General features: G+C 65.0%; 13 protein-coding genes and 1 pseudogene. 13 read left to right on the forward strand and 1 reads right to left on the reverse strand.

The features are described from left to right. Window positions 1-47 precede the first annotated feature (47 nt). The 13 genes and pseudogenes from fcl to erpA all read left to right on the forward strand — a co-directional run bounded on the left by fcl (window position 48) and on the right by erpA (window position 12,098). On the forward strand, window positions 48-1,031 hold the full coding sequence (gene fcl, locus CKO41_RS12700) for a GDP-L-fucose synthase (RefSeq protein WP_200382549.1): 984 nt from the start codon (window positions 48-50) through the stop codon (window positions 1,029-1,031). A gap of 194 nt (window positions 1,032-1,225) precedes the next feature. Next, entirely contained in the window at window positions 1,226-1,378 is a 153-nt protein-coding gene (locus CKO41_RS18710; RefSeq protein WP_242464309.1) for a BrnT family toxin, read from the forward strand. 120 nt (window positions 1,379-1,498) lie between these two features. Next, window positions 1,499-1,747, forward strand: coding sequence for a BrnA antitoxin family protein (locus CKO41_RS12710; RefSeq protein WP_200382550.1), 249 nt, complete (start codon window positions 1,499-1,501; stop codon window positions 1,745-1,747). A 393-nt stretch (window positions 1,748-2,140) separates the two neighbouring features. Then, window positions 2,141-3,226 (forward strand): GDP-mannose 4,6-dehydratase, encoded by a 1,086-nt coding sequence (gene gmd, locus CKO41_RS12715; RefSeq protein WP_200382551.1) that lies wholly within the window; start codon window positions 2,141-2,143, stop codon window positions 3,224-3,226. A gap of 348 nt (window positions 3,227-3,574) precedes the next feature. Further along, window positions 3,575-4,996, forward strand: a complete 1,422-nt coding sequence (locus CKO41_RS12720; RefSeq protein ID WP_200382562.1) for a mannose-1-phosphate guanylyltransferase/mannose-6-phosphate isomerase — start codon at window positions 3,575-3,577, stop codon at window positions 4,994-4,996. 232 nt (window positions 4,997-5,228) lie between these two features. Continuing rightward, window positions 5,229-5,528: a BrnA antitoxin family protein gene (locus CKO41_RS12730; protein ID WP_200255538.1), complete on the forward strand. Its 300-nt coding sequence runs from the start codon at window positions 5,229-5,231 to the stop codon at window positions 5,526-5,528. Between the two features lie 656 nt (window positions 5,529-6,184). Then, window positions 6,185-6,445, forward strand: coding sequence for a ribbon-helix-helix domain-containing protein (locus CKO41_RS12735; RefSeq protein ID WP_200382553.1), 261 nt, complete (start codon window positions 6,185-6,187; stop codon window positions 6,443-6,445). Between the two features lie 413 nt (window positions 6,446-6,858). Then, window positions 6,859-7,563 (forward strand): DegT/DnrJ/EryC1/StrS family aminotransferase, encoded by a 705-nt coding sequence (locus CKO41_RS12740; protein ID WP_338115583.1) that lies wholly within the window; start codon window positions 6,859-6,861, stop codon window positions 7,561-7,563. Beyond that, window positions 7,449-7,900: pseudogene (locus CKO41_RS18945) on the forward strand (DegT/DnrJ/EryC1/StrS family aminotransferase). The gene CKO41_RS12740 and the pseudogene CKO41_RS18945 overlap by 115 nt, the downstream one beginning before the upstream one ends. A 187-nt stretch (window positions 7,901-8,087) precedes the next feature. Further along, a complete protein-coding gene (locus CKO41_RS12745) occupies window positions 8,088-9,278 on the forward strand; it encodes a UDP-N-acetylglucosamine 4,6-dehydratase (RefSeq protein WP_242464310.1) in 1,191 nt (396 codons plus the stop codon). Between the two features lie 2 nt (window positions 9,279-9,280). Then, the gene (locus tag CKO41_RS12750; protein ID WP_200382554.1) at window positions 9,281-9,967 is read left to right on the forward strand and encodes a sugar transferase; all 687 of its coding nucleotides are present in this window, start codon (window positions 9,281-9,283) and stop codon (window positions 9,965-9,967) included. A gap of 79 nt (window positions 9,968-10,046) precedes the next feature. Then, the gene (locus CKO41_RS12755; protein WP_200382556.1) at window positions 10,047-11,453 is read left to right on the forward strand and encodes an MBL fold metallo-hydrolase RNA specificity domain-containing protein; all 1,407 of its coding nucleotides are present in this window, start codon (window positions 10,047-10,049) and stop codon (window positions 11,451-11,453) included. 291 nt (window positions 11,454-11,744) lie between these two features. Next, on the forward strand, window positions 11,745-12,098 hold the full coding sequence (erpA, locus tag CKO41_RS12760; protein WP_200254026.1) for an iron-sulfur cluster insertion protein ErpA: 354 nt from the start codon (window positions 11,745-11,747) through the stop codon (window positions 12,096-12,098). A gap of 94 nt (window positions 12,099-12,192) precedes the next feature. Here erpA and CKO41_RS12765 read toward each other — a convergent pair whose 3' ends face one another. Next, on the reverse strand, window positions 12,193-12,438 hold the full coding sequence (locus CKO41_RS12765) for a hypothetical protein (RefSeq protein WP_200254028.1): 246 nt from the start codon (window positions 12,436-12,438) through the stop codon (window positions 12,193-12,195). Window positions 12,439-13,532: the final 1,094 nt, after the last annotated feature.

The raw sequence follows: 13,532 nt of genomic DNA on the forward strand, positions 1-13,532 counted from the left end.
TGCACAAGATTCGAGTCGGATCCGGACGAGACGCGTATCGAGGGAACATGGTGACAACAGAAGATAGCGAAACCCCGCGGATTTACGTCGCGGGTCACCGCGGGATGGTCGGCGCGGCGATCCTGCGGCAGCTGACTGTCGCCAGTCATCGGGTCTTGCTGACTCGTACCCATCGCGAGCTGGACCTGACCGACAGCGCGGCCGTGGATGCCTTCTTCGCCGCCGAGCGGCCGACGCAGGTCTATCTGGCCGCGGCCAAGGTGGGCGGTATCCACGCCAACGACACCTATCCGGCCGAGTTCATCTACCAGAACCTGATGATCGAGGCCAACGTCATCCATGCCGCGTGGCGCCATGGCGTCGAGCGGCTTTTGTTTCTCGGTAGCTCCTGCATCTATCCGCGGGACGCCGCGCAGCCGATGGCCGAAGAGGCGTTGCTGACGGGGGGGCTCGAGCCGACCAATGAGCCTTACGCGATCGCCAAGATCGCCGGCATCAAGCTCTGCGAGAGCTATAACCGCCAGTACGGCACAGACTTCCGCAGTGTGATGCCGACCAATCTCTATGGCCCTGGGGACAACTTCGATCTGGCGAACAGCCATGTGATCCCGGCGCTGGTGCGCAAGTTCCACGAGGCGAAACAGGCGGGGGCGGCCGAGGTCGAGGTCTGGGGCAGCGGGCGGCCGCGGCGCGAGTTTCTCCATGTCGACGACATGGCCGCGGCCTGTGTGCATGTGATGGGGTTGGAACCCGCTGCCCACCAAGCGCATACGGATCCGCGTTGTTCGCATCTGAATGTCGGCACCGGCGAGGATGTCAGCATCGCCGAGTTGGCGCGCACGATCGGCGAGGTGGTCGGGTTCGAGGGCGAGATCCGCTTCGATCCAAGCAAGCCGGACGGGACGCCGCGCAAGCTGCTCGACGTCTCGCGCCTGCGCTCACTCGGCTGGCAGGCAGCGATTGAGCTGCGCGAGGGGCTGGAGCAGACGTATCGATGGTTCCTGGAGAATCGGGCCAGTTTGCGGGCCTGAAATCGGCGCGACCGCTATAGCCCTAGGTCAGGTTAGCGCAGCGTAACCCGACGGGGCGTTGTGCAAATATTCGCCGCCTGTCCCTGGAACGAGCCCTGCTCGCTCGCCACCGGCCGACCGGATCGTCAAAACAGTCATGTTGTCCGCGGACGAGCTGCTTGATATGCAGACAATGTGCATATACCTTGTCGCTCATGGATATCGCCTATGACCCGATCAAGAACGCCATCAACCGCCGCAAGCACGGGATTGATCTTGCAGAGGTCGAAGGCGTCTTTTTCGACGACAACGCCATCACGATTGAGGATCGCGATCACGACGAGGAGCGTTTCGTGACACTCGGTTAAGATAGCGTAGGACGTGTGTTGGTCGTGGCCTACCACTATCGGGAGCCGGATAGCATCCGGCTGATGTCAGCACGCTTAGCGCAGCCTCGCGAGCGGCTTACCTATGAGCGAAGGTGATGTATGCGAGACGAATACGATTTCTCAAACGGAACCCGGGGCTCGATCGCGAGCACAAACGGTAAGACCCGCGTGACGCTTTACTTGGACGATGAGGTGATCGAAGCCTTCCGTGCCCGCGCGGGCTCTAGCGGGAAAGGTTATCAGACCTTGATCAATGACACGTTACGCGCCAGCCTTTCTCCTGATGCCGCCCCCGTGACCGTCGCAACCTTGCGCCAGGTCCTGCACGAGATGCTGCCGGCGGCATAGAACCGGCAGGACGTGCTTCCGATCGGCCGCCTGATGCCGCATGGTTTCCACCGCTGGATCGAGCGTTGGCGGGGTTCGTCGGCAACGATTTCGTCCCGCCCCGCTGAACTTAGGGCCATCGGCCCGCCGATGGCGCCAACGTCCCATCGGGCACGCTCGAGGGCAGGTTCACGACCCGCTCAGCTGTCGGTGGGGTTAGCGCAGCGTAACAGGATGCGGCGCTGTGCAAGGATTCGCCGCCTGTCGGGTTACGGCGCGCGCTAATCTGTTCTTTCTCGAAGACCGCCGTGCTGGCGCGCCTAACCCGATCCACACGAGCCTGCACCGCCGTAGGTCGGGTTAGCGCAGCGTAACCCGACATTGCGAAGATTGTTATAGACGGAAGCCGATTTTATGAAGAAGGCATTGATTACCGGCGTGACGGGGCAGGATGGGGCCTATCTGGCCGAGCTCCTGCTGGAGAAGGGCTACGAGGTGCACGGCATCAAGCGGCGCAGTTCGCTGTTCAACACCGATCGCATCGATCATCTGTATCAAGACCCGCACGAGCCGGATCGCCGTTTCATCCTCCATCATGGCGACCTGACGGACTCCTCTAGCCTGATCCGCATCCTGCAGCAGGTGCAGCCGGACGAGCTTTACAATCTGGCCGCTCAGAGCCATGTCGCGGTGTCCTTCGAGGAGCCCGAGTACACCGCGAACTCCGATGCGCTCGGCACCCTGCGGCTGCTCGAGGCGATCCGCATCCTGGGGCTCGAGCGCAAGACCCGGTTCTATCAGGCCTCGACCTCCGAGCTGTACGGCCAGGTGCAGGAGATCCCGCAGACCGAGACCACCCCCTTCTATCCGCGCTCGCCCTACGCGGTGGCCAAGCTGTATGCCTACTGGATCACGGTCAACTATCGCGAGGCCTACGGCATCTACGCCTGCAACGGCATCCTGTTCAACCACGAGAGCCCGTTGCGGGGAGAGACCTTCGTCACGCGCAAGATCACCCGGGCGCTGGCGCGTATCAAGCTCGGGCTGCAAGACCGATTGTATCTCGGTAACCTCGGTGCCAAGCGCGACTGGGGCCATGCCCGCGACTATGTGCAGATGCAGTGGCTGATGCTCCAGCAGGAGGCGCCGGAAGACTTCGTGATCGCGACCGGGCAGCAGTATTCGGTGCGCGAGTTCGTCGAGGCTGCGGCGCGCTCGGTGGGCATCGAGGTGCGCTGGGAGGGCGAGGGTGTCGACGAGCGCGGCTATGCGGCCGACACCGGCGCGTGCATCGTCGCGGTGGACCCGCGCTATTTCCGCCCGACCGAGGTCGAGACCCTGCTCGGCGACCCGACCAAGGCGCGCGAGAAGTTGGGTTGGGCGCCGCAGACCAGCTTCACGGAACTGGTGGAGGAGATGATGCGCGAGGATCTGAAAGAGGCCGAGCGCGATGCCCTCTGCGCAAGCGAGGGCTACCGGGTGTTGCGGCGCAACGAGTGAGGTCGCATCTCCGAAGGCAGGGTATTGCCATACGATTACCCATAAGTCGTCTGGGTAGAGCAACGTCGGCCTCCCGTAGGAGCCCCCTTGGGGGCGACGCGGCACCGAAGGTGATGCACACGGAGCCGAATGCATCTCGGCGGTGTGGTCGGATCGGCTCTCGTCTCTGGCGGAGAGGCCGAAGTCGCCCCCAAGGGGGGGCTACCCGTCGACCCGTGTCGGCGATCGAGGCCCATCGGCTATGTCTTGGATCGCCCAGCGATCCAAGGCAACCGTCATATGGGTAATGGTATGGGGTATTGCGGGATGGCCCATGGGTTCCGTGGCAGCGAGGAAGTCGCAGTGACGATGATCTATCCAGTTCTGTTGTGCGGTGGCTCTGGTACACGCCTTTGGCCATTATCGCGTAAGAGTTTTCCCAAGCAGTTCGCCCGCCTGATGGGGGAGGAGAGCCTCTTTCAGGCCTCGGCCCGGCGCCTGTCGGGCGCCGGCTTCGCGGCGCCGCTGGTGGTGACGGGCGATCTGTTCCGTTTCATCGTGACGGAACAACTCGCTGCGGTCGAACTGGCGGCCCAGGCGATTCTGATCGAGCCCGAGGGACGCAATACCGCGCCGGCGATCCTGGCCGCGGCGCTGCACCTGGAGCAGCGTGATCCCGAGGCGCTGATGCTGGTCGCGCCCTCGGATCACGTCATCCGGGATGCCGATGCCTTCCGCGCGGCCGTGGCGGCGGCGGCGGAGCGGGCGCGGGCGGGGGACCTTGTCACCTTCGGGATCGCGCCCACGCGTCCAGAGACCGGTTACGGTTACCTGGAACTTGCGGCCGACGCGGACCCCGCGACCGCGTCACCGCAGGCGCTGGCCCGCTTCATCGAGAAACCCGATGCATCGCGCGCGGCGACGATGGTGGCTGGCAGGCGTTACCTGTGGAACGCGGGGATCTTCCTGTTTACCGCCGCGACGATCCGCCGGGCGTATGAGACCTATGCGCCCGGATTGGTCTCGGGCGTGGCGGCTGCCCTCGAGCAAGCGGTATCCGATCTGGGCTTCATCCGCTTGGCGTCGGGCCCGTGGTCGGACCTGCCCGATATCTCGATCGATTACGCGATCATGGAAAAGGCCTCCAACCTGGCCGTCATGCCCTACCGTGGGCACTGGTCCGATCTGGGCGACTGGGATGCCGTCTGGCAGGAGGCAGGACCGGACGCGGCGGGCAATGTCTGTTCCGATACGGCTACCGCTATCGATTGTCGTGACACGCTTCTGCGGTCGGAGACCGAGGGCCAGGAGATCGTCGGCATCGGCTTGTCGGACATCATCGCGGTGGCGATGGGCGATGCGGTGCTGGTGGCGCACAAATCGCAGGCCCAACGGGTGAAGGAGGCCGTTGCCGCGCTGAAGGCCAAGGGCGTGAAACAGGCGCTGGATTTCCCGCGCGACCATCGCCCATGGGGTTGGTACGAATGCCTTGCGCTGGCCCCTCGATTCCAGGTGAAGCGCATCGTGGTGCTGCCTGGCGCCTCATTGTCATTGCAATCCCACTATCACCGATCCGAGCATTGGATCGTGGTCGAGGGCACGGCCAAGGTGACGATCGGCGAAGAGGTGAGCCTGGTTACCGAAAACCAGTCCGTCTATGTGCCGCTGGGTGCAGTCCACCGGATGGAAAACCCCGGCAAGCTCCCGGTTGTGCTGATCGAGGTGCAGACGGGCGGCTACTTGGGCGAGGACGACATCATTCGCTACGAGGATCGCTATGCGCGCGGCTGAGCGGCGCGCGATGGGAGGAGGCGCGATCATGCCTGGCCGTTTCGATTGCGATGATATTCGCGGCCGGATCGGGCCGCTTGCGCCCATGTGATAGACGCAAACGGCGAGCAGCGATTCGCGACGCTCGGTATGGGTGGACAGGTACGCGTCCTCGCGGTCGTGTGGACGCTCCGAGGGAATCGCATTCCTCTGATTTCCGCTTGGAAAGCTAGCCAATCCCAACGGCGACGCGATGAACAACAGTTCTGACCGTCTATTCGATGAGCTTGCCGACCTGGATTTTACCGAGGCCAAGCCCGTTGCCGAGGTGCCGGCGTTGGCACGTCTGCAGGCCGAGCGAGGAAACCAGTCCCGGGTCACGATGCGTGTGAAAAACGGGGTCTTGGCGGCGTTCAAGGCCCGCGCCGAGATGGTGGGCAGCAATTATCAAACGCTGATGAACGATGCACTGCGACAGTTCATCGAAGGGCAGACGCTCGCGGATGTTGTGCGCGAAACGATTCGACGCGAGCTACATCAGGACGGAGCCTGAAGCCGTAGGTCGGGGGGAAACCGGGGGACGTACCACGCGATCGATGCGGTTCCTTCGTCACGTCATTCCCCGTACTGTCCCTGGAACATGCCCTGCTCGGCGGCCACTGGCCGACGCAGCCTTGCGCCAGGTCCTGCACGAGATGCTGCCGGCGGCATAGAACCGGCAGGATGTGCTTCCGATTGCCCGCCCGATGCTGCACGGTTTCCATCGCTGGATCGTGCGTTGGCGGGGTTCGTCGGCAACGATTTCGCCCCGCCCCGCTGCACTCGGGGCCATCGGCCCGCCCATGGCGCCAACGTCCCATCGGGCACGCTCGAGGGCAGGTTCACGACCCGCTCAGCTGTCGGTGGGGTTAGCGCAGCGTAACAGGATGCGGCGCTGTGCAAGGATTCGCCGCCCGTCGGGTTACGCCCCCGCGGGGGGCTAACCCGACCTACGCGGCTGTCCCTGGAACGAGCCCTGTTCGCCGGCGACCGGCACCATCGCCCTGGGGGCGGGCACACGGGTGAGCGGATCGTCGCCATCTTGGAACGGCTATTCCCTGAATCATAGGACGCTCCCCCGGCAACAGAGCGACGGATGTGTTGTCAACCCCCTGGTGATGCGCTATGTAAACAGCAGAACGTCGTGATCACTGATGCGAGGACGAAACCATGTCATTCACCGTGTGCCTGACCCCCGAGGAACAAGCCTTATTGGAACGCGTGAGCCGTCAATCCGCGCGTAGCCAGGATGATCTGGTCCGCCAGGGGATTCGTGAGCTCTGTCAGCGTCTGCTGGCACAAACGGGGCCGACGCCCTATGAAACAGGACGGGATCTGTTCGGCGCCGGACATCTTGCCGAGCCACCCACCGATCCCGCAAAACGCCAAATCTGGGAGGCCCTGCATGCCAAACATGGCCGCCTGGGTTGATACCGGCTTTCTTGTCGCCCTGTTCGCTCGCAATGACCCGCATCACACTTCCGCCGTCGAGTTCCTGGCCAATCATCAACGCCTGAGCCTGCATTCTCTCTGGCCCGTAGTCACCGAGACGGGTTTTTCCTCGATACATCCGGCAAAATCGCGCTCCTGAGCTGGCTGGAATGCCACGGCATCATCCTGCATGACCTCAGTATCACCGAGCTGCCGGCGATCCGCGCCACATTGAAGAAATATCAGAACCTTGAACCTGACTTCACCGACGCGGCACTCGTCACGCTCGCTGGAATCCACGGTATCAACAGGATCATTACGGTTGATGTACGGGATTTCTCCGCCTATCGGCTTGCGGACGGGCGAGCCTTCGAGCGTTTATGGCTCTAAGTTCGACTCCCCTCCGCGATTGGGTGCTGACCGGGGCCAGCCGCCGCGCAGACCGGGCACCGGTGGCCTGGGGTTATGCCGAGGCCGCGCGGGACTTCGGGGTGCCCGAGACAGGGTGCTGGTCGGCGAGATCCGCGCCATCTACGGCGACGGCCCGGTCCCGCTGCATCGCCCCGTTCTTCGATGGCCACGAGCGGCGCTATCTTGTCGAGTGCATCGATTCGAACTTCGTCTCGTCGGTCGGGGCCAAGGTCACCGAATTCGAGGAGCGCGTCGCGGCCTTTACCGGGGCGCGCCACGCGGTTGCGACTGTCAATGGCACGGCGGCCTTGCATGTGGCGCTGGAGCTGGCCGGGGTCGGCCCGGATGACGAGGTCGTCACACAGGCGCTGACCTTCATCGCGACCTGCAACGCGATCCGCTACGTCGGGGCCTGGCCGGTGTTCGTCGATGTCGATCGCGACACGCTGGGGCTGAGCCGCAGGCGCTGCGGGCCTTTCTCGAACGGCACGTCGAGGTTCGCGACGGGCGGCCGTACAACCGCGCGAGCGGGCGGCGGCTCGCGGCCTGCGTGCCGATGCACACCTTCGGGTATCCGTGCCGGATCAGGGAGATCGTCGCTGTTTGCGACGAGTTCGGGATTCCGGTCGTCGAGGACGCCGCCGAGTCGCTCGGCAGCACGGCCGGGGGGCGTCATACCGGGACCTTCGGGCGGCTGGGGACCTTGAGCTTCAACGGCAACAAGATCATCACGACCGGCGGTGGCGGGATGATCCTGACCGACGCCGATTGCCGAACCTCAACGCCACGCTCGGCTGCGCGCAGATGGAGCGGCTGCCGGAGATGCTCGGGATCAAGGCGGGCATCGCGGCGCGTTATGCGGCGGTGTTGGCGGCGATCGGCTGGGACTACATTCCGGCCCCGGCCGGGACCGTCTCGAACCTTTGGCTGAACGCGGTGCGGCTCGCCTCGCCCGCCGAGCGCGAGGCATTTCTGCGCCTGACCAACGCCCAAGGGCTGATGACCCGCCCGATCTGGCGTCTGATGAGTGGGCTGCCGATGTAGGCCGGCTGCCAACACGACGGCTTGGCGAACGCGACCTGGCGCGAAGAGGGGGTCGTGAACCTGCCCTCGGGCGTGCCCGATGCGGCACTGGCTCGGTGGAATGAGGAGTGATGGGTCTCGCTGCGCTTGGCTCGATCTCGCGCGATACTCGTGAATAACCGCAATTGGAATTATCGGAGCTGGCCGGATGTTGAATGTATTGGGATTGATCGGTCGCGAGGAGCCCTTGTTCGATGCCGATGTCCGGCGCGAGGAGGGGCGGCTCTCTGATCTCGTGAGAAGAGGGCGGTTTCTCGTCATCGGCGGGGCCGGTTCGATCGGCCAGGCGGTGACGCGGGAGATCTTCAAGCGTCATCCGCGGGCGCTGCACGTCGTCGATATCAGCGAGAACAACCTGGTCGAGCTGGTGCGCGATCTGCGCAGCACATTGGGTTATATCGAGGGTGACTTCCGGACCTTCGCCATCGATTGCGGGGCGCTGGAGTTCGCGGCGCTGATGCGCGAGAACCAGGGTTATGACTATATCCTGAACCTCTCGGCGCTCAAGCATGTGCGCAGCGAAAAGGATCCGTTCACGCTGATGCGCATGATCGACGTGAACGTACTCAATACCAATCGGACGCTCGACCTGGCGCAGGAGGCGGGATGTCGCAAGTATTTCTGCGTCTCGACCGATAAGGCCGCCAACCCCGTGAACATGATGGGCGCCAGCAAGCGGATCATGGAGATGTTCCTGATGCGCCAGAGTCTGGAGCAGCCGATCTCGACGGCCCGTTTCGCCAATGTCGCCTTCTCCGACGGCAGCCTGTTGCACGGGTTCAATCAACGCGTCGCGAAGCGTCAGCCGATCTCGGCGCCACGCGACGTGCGGCGTTACTTCGTCACGCCACAGGAGTCGGGCGAGCTATGCCTGATGTCCTGTCTGCTCGGCGAGAACCGCGACATCTTCTTCCCGAAGTTGAGCGAGAAGCTGCACCTGATTACCTTCGCCGAGATTGCGGTGAAGTACCTCGCGGCGCTCGGCTTCGAGGCCCACGTCTGTGAGAGCGAGGAGGAGGCGCGCGGGCGCGCCGCCGAGTTGATCGGGCGCAAGCGCTGGCCTTGCTATTTCTTCGATAGCGACACGACCGGTGAGAAGGACTTCGAGGAGTTCTTCACCGATCGGGAGGTCCTCGACATGGAGCGGTTCGCCTCGATCGGGGTGATCGAGAACGACCCAGTGTTCGATGCCGAGCGACTCGATCGCTTCGTGGGGCGAATCGCGGAGCTGAAGGGGCTGGGGCATTGGGAGCGAGCGGATCTGGTCGCGCTCTTTCGTGAAATGATCCCGGAGTTCGCACACAAAGAGACGGGCAAATACCTCGACGGGCGGATGTAGCCATGCAGCGCTTTTTCGATGTCTTGTTTGCTTCATTGGCGCTGCTTGTGCTGGCGCCCTTGTTGGTGCCGGTTGCGATCATCCTGCGGTTGACCGGCGAGGGGGAGGTCTTCTATCGCCAGGAGCGCGTCGGGCTCGGCGGGCGCATGTTCTCGCTGCTGAAGTTCGCGACCATGTTGAAGAACAGCCCGAACATCGGTACCGGCACGGTTACGTTGAAGGATGACCCGCGGATCCTGCCGGTTGGGCGTGCGCTGCGGAAGACCAAGATCAACGAACTCCCACAACTGCTCAATATCCTCAAGGGCGACATGAGCCTCGTCGGGCCACGGCCCCAGGCGCAGCGCTGTTTCGATGCCTTTCCGGCCGCGGTCCAGGAGCGCATCGTTGAGGTTCGCCCGGGGCTCTCCGGGATCGGATCGATCATCTTCCGTGATGAAGAGAACCTGCTGCACGAGGCGCGCGATCCGGTCGCCTTCTATGATGAGGTGATTGCGCCCTACAAAGGTGCGATCGAGCAGTGGTACATCGAACACCAGACCATCAGGAACTACTTTCTCGTGATCTTCGTCACGGCATGGGTGGTCCTCGTTCCGTCGAGCCGCATCGCCTGGCGCGTCTTCGATCTCCCCCCGCCACCACCGGAGCTGAGATCGGCGCTGCTTGGCGAGATGGGGTCGGCCGATTGATGCCCATCCGCCGGTCGTCGATGAGCGAGGTCTTGTCGCCGGTGGGCAACTGCGGGCTGTCGTCTCTTCGGTGGAGAAGATGGAGATCCGTCACCACGGTGCCGTCGATGGCGTGACCGGCTCTTGTCACGAGTTGGTGCTGGCGGCCGGTCGCTCGTTGCTCGTGGACTGCGGGCTGTTCCAGGGGGGCGAGGCCGCGGCGGGCGGGGCCAGCGCCGAGCGTCTCGGGATCGACTTTCCGGTCGATCCGATCGAGGCGCTGGTGGTCACCCATGTGCACATCGATCATGTCGGGCGCCTGCCGTATCTGTTGGCGGCCGGCTATCGCGGGCCGGTCTTGTGCAGCCCAGCCTCGGCGGAGCTGCTGCCGTTGGTCCTCGAGGATGCGCTCAAGGTGGGGGTGACGCGCAACGCGCGGCTGATCGAGCAGGTGCTGGCGTTGCTGCGCCGACGCACCGTGGCCGTGCCTTACGGTGTGTGGCATCCGGTGAGCGAGGGGCTGCGGATCCGCTTGCAGCGGGCCGGGCATATCCTGGGGTCGGCCTACGTCGAGTGTGCGGTGGCCGCCGATGGAGGACCCGAGCAACGGGTGGTGTTCTCTGGTGATCTGGGGGCGCCGAATACGCCGCTGCTGCCCGCGCCGCAGTCGCCGGAGCGGGCCGACGTGCTGGTGCTGGAGAGCACCTACGGCGATCGGCGGCATGAGGATCGGGCGACGCGGGTGGCGCGTCTGCGCGGGGCGGTCGAGCACGCCTTGCGCGATGGCGGGACGGTGCTGATCCCGGCCTTCAGCATCGGACGCACCCAGGAGTTGCTCTACGAGCTCGAAGGTCTGTTCCACGACCATGGCCCCGGTGCCCAGGGCCGTGCCGGGCAGCCGCGCCAGGCCTGGCAGGGATTGCAGGTGGTGCTCGACTCGCCGCTGGCGGCGGATTTCACCGCCGGCTACCGGCGTCTGCGCCGCTACTGGGATGATGAGGCGCGCGGGCGTCTGGTGGCGGGGCGTCATCCGCTGGCCTTCGAGCAATTGGTGACGGTCGAGCACCACGGCGACCACCTGCGCATGGTCGATTATCTGGCCCGCAGCCATCAGCCGGCGGTGGTCATCGCGGCCAGCGGTATGTGCGCCGGGGGGCGTATCGTCAACTATCTGAAGGCGATGCTCGGGGATCCGCGCCACGACATCCTCTTCGTCGGCTACCAGGCGGTCGGCACTCCGGGGCGCGACATCCAACGGTACGGTCCGCACGGCGGGTATGTGGTGCTCGATGGCGAGCGCTACGACATCCGCGCCCAGGTCCACACGATCGGCGGCTATTCGGCCCATGCGGATCAGCACGATCTGATCGACTTCGTCGTCGGTATCCCGACCCCGCCGCGCGAGATCCGGTTGGTGCATGGCGAGGCCCAGGCCAAGGCGGCCTTGGCCGTCGAGTTGCGAGGCAGGCTGGGTCCGGGTACGAGGGTGCAGGTGCCCGGCGGCTGAACTGGTGGCTGGCCGGCCCTGGTGCGCGGCCGGCCGGCGGCCGCTTCTTGGGTCATCGTTCACCATCGTTCACGGCAGGCCGCCGGCCGCGCCGACACAGGGGCCTCGGTCTTTACCGGGGCCTTTTTCGTTGGGGCGGTGGTGCGCGCCAGGATTTAAGGGGTCAATTCTGTGCTGGATGCCGATTGATTTGATAAATCCGGTGGATTGCTTGACCCGGGGTCGAAGCGATCCCACTATAGGGTTCAAGGTCCGTTGACCGATCGGTAACCAGCTTGCAGGAATCCAACCATGGGCGTCGATGCATTGGCTGATGAAAGTTCGCTTGTTTTCACCCGGTCCGCCGCGGCGAAGGTCGCCGAGTTGATCTCCGAGGAGGGGATCCCGGGCCTGATGTTGCGTGTCTACATCCAGGGTGGGGGTTGCTCTGGGTTCCAGTACGGCTTCACGTTCGAGGAGTCGGTGCAGGACGGCGACACCCAAGTCGTCACCGATGGGGTGCGTCTGCTCGTCGATCCGATGAGCATGCAGTATCTGGGGGGCGCCGAGATCGATTACACCGAGGGTCTTCAGGGCGCGCAGTTCGTGATCCGCAATCCGAACGCGTCGACGACCTGCGGTTGCGGCTCTTCGTTCTCCGTCTGATCGCGGCCTTGGCGCGCGGATGCGCCCCCGTACCGACCAACCGCCTGGCGGGCCTGCGGAGGGCTTGACCCAGCCCGCGGGCTGGGTCGATCCGTCATTGGCCCGTGGTGGCGGTGGACGGCGGTAGGGGCAGGGGTATGAGCCCGGGTTCGGTGCCCGCGGGCGCCTCCGTATCGGCCAACCAGACGTCCCGCACCGAGAGCGCGATCAGCGCGAGTACCCCGATCGAGAGCAGCAGCATCAAGAGCCGGATGAAGTTCGAACCGCGCTTGCCGCTGCGCGGTCGGTTCGGCGTGCCTCGGTCTCGGAATTTGTAGTCGTGCATCATTCGTGAAGACACGCGGCTTCCTGGATTTCCCATAGAATACGAATAGTTGAAAATTGTAAGCGAAACGCGGCCTGGAAGAAAGGCGCGTTCGCGGCCGCTGTCGGGTTACGGCGCGCGCCTAACCTGTTCGTTCTTGGCGACCGCCGTGCTGGCGCGCCTAACCCGACCTACGGGCCTCGACGTTTGCCTGGGCCGTAGGTCGGGTTAGCCCCGCGGGGCGTAACCCGACGGCTGGCGATGCGGCGCCCGCGAGGCCGCTGTCGGGTTACGGCGCGCGCCTGACCTGTTCGTTCTTGGCGACCGCCGTGCTGGCGCGCCTAACCCGACCTACGGGCCTCGACGTTTGCCTGGGCCGTAGGTCGGGTTAGCCCCTCAGGGCGTAACCCGACGGCTGGCGATGCGGCGCCCGCGAGGCCGCTGTCGGGTTACGGCGCGCGCCTGACCTGTTCGTTCTTGGCGACCGCCGTGCTGGCGCGCCTAACCCGACCTACGGGCGTCGACGTTTGCCTGGGCCGTAGGTCGGGTTAGCCCCGCGGGGCGTAACCCGACGGCTGGCGATGCGGCGCCCGCGAGGCCGCTGTCGGGTTACGGCGCGCGCCTGACCTGTTGGTTCTTGGCGACCGCCGTGCTGGCGCGCCTAACCCGACCACGGGCGTCGGTGTTTGCCTGGGCCGTAGGTCGGGTTAGCCCCTCAGGGCGTAACCCGACGGCTGGCGATGCGGCGCCCGCGAGGCCGCTGTCGGGTTGCGGCGCTCGCCTGGCCTGTGCGTTCTCGGCGACCGCCGTGCCGGCGCACCTAACCCGACTACGGGCGTCGGTGTTTGCCTGGGCCGTAGGTCGGGTTAGCCCCTCAGGGCGTAACCCGACGGCTGGCGATGCGGCGCCCGCGAGGCCGCTGTCGGTTTACGGCGCGCGCCTGACCTGTTCGTTCTTGGCGACCGCCGTGCTGGCGCGCCTAACCCGACCTACGGGCGTCGACGTTTGCCTGGGCCGTAGGTCGGGTTAGCCCCTCAGGGCGTAACCCGACGGCTGGCGATGCGGCGCCCGCGAGGCCGCTGTCGGTTTACGGCGCGCGCCTGACCTGTTCGTTCTTGGCGACCGCCGTG

Origin of the sequence: Thiococcus pfennigii (genome assembly GCF_016583835.1) — a bacterium.
In the GTDB taxonomy this organism is placed as follows: Bacteria; Pseudomonadota; Gammaproteobacteria; order Chromatiales; family Chromatiaceae; genus Thiococcus; species Thiococcus pfennigii.

Bases quoted from the DNA above. Each gene is read 5' to 3' on its own strand.
- CKO41_RS18710 (WP_242464309.1), top strand. From the start codon at position 1,226: ATGGATATCGCCTATGACCCGATCAAGAACGCCATCAACCGCCGCAAG.
- CKO41_RS12720 (WP_200382562.1), top strand. From the start codon at position 3,575: ATGATCTATCCAGTTCTGTTGTGCGGTGGCTCTGGTACACGCCTTTGG.
- fcl (WP_200382549.1), top strand. From the start codon at position 48: ATGGTGACAACAGAAGATAGCGAAACCCCGCGGATTTACGTCGCGGGT.
- CKO41_RS12755 (WP_200382556.1), top strand. From the start codon at position 10,047: ATGGAGATCCGTCACCACGGTGCCGTCGATGGCGTGACCGGCTCTTGT.
- CKO41_RS12750 (WP_200382554.1), top strand. From the start codon at position 9,281: ATGCAGCGCTTTTTCGATGTCTTGTTTGCTTCATTGGCGCTGCTTGTG.
- CKO41_RS12710 (WP_200382550.1), top strand. From the start codon at position 1,499: ATGCGAGACGAATACGATTTCTCAAACGGAACCCGGGGCTCGATCGCG.
- CKO41_RS12735 (WP_200382553.1), top strand. From the start codon at position 6,185: ATGTCATTCACCGTGTGCCTGACCCCCGAGGAACAAGCCTTATTGGAA.
- erpA (WP_200254026.1), top strand. From the start codon at position 11,745: ATGGGCGTCGATGCATTGGCTGATGAAAGTTCGCTTGTTTTCACCCGG.
- CKO41_RS12745 (WP_242464310.1), top strand. From the start codon at position 8,088: ATGTTGAATGTATTGGGATTGATCGGTCGCGAGGAGCCCTTGTTCGAT.
- gmd (WP_200382551.1), top strand. From the start codon at position 2,141: ATGAAGAAGGCATTGATTACCGGCGTGACGGGGCAGGATGGGGCCTAT.
- CKO41_RS12730 (WP_200255538.1), top strand. From the start codon at position 5,229: ATGAACAACAGTTCTGACCGTCTATTCGATGAGCTTGCCGACCTGGAT.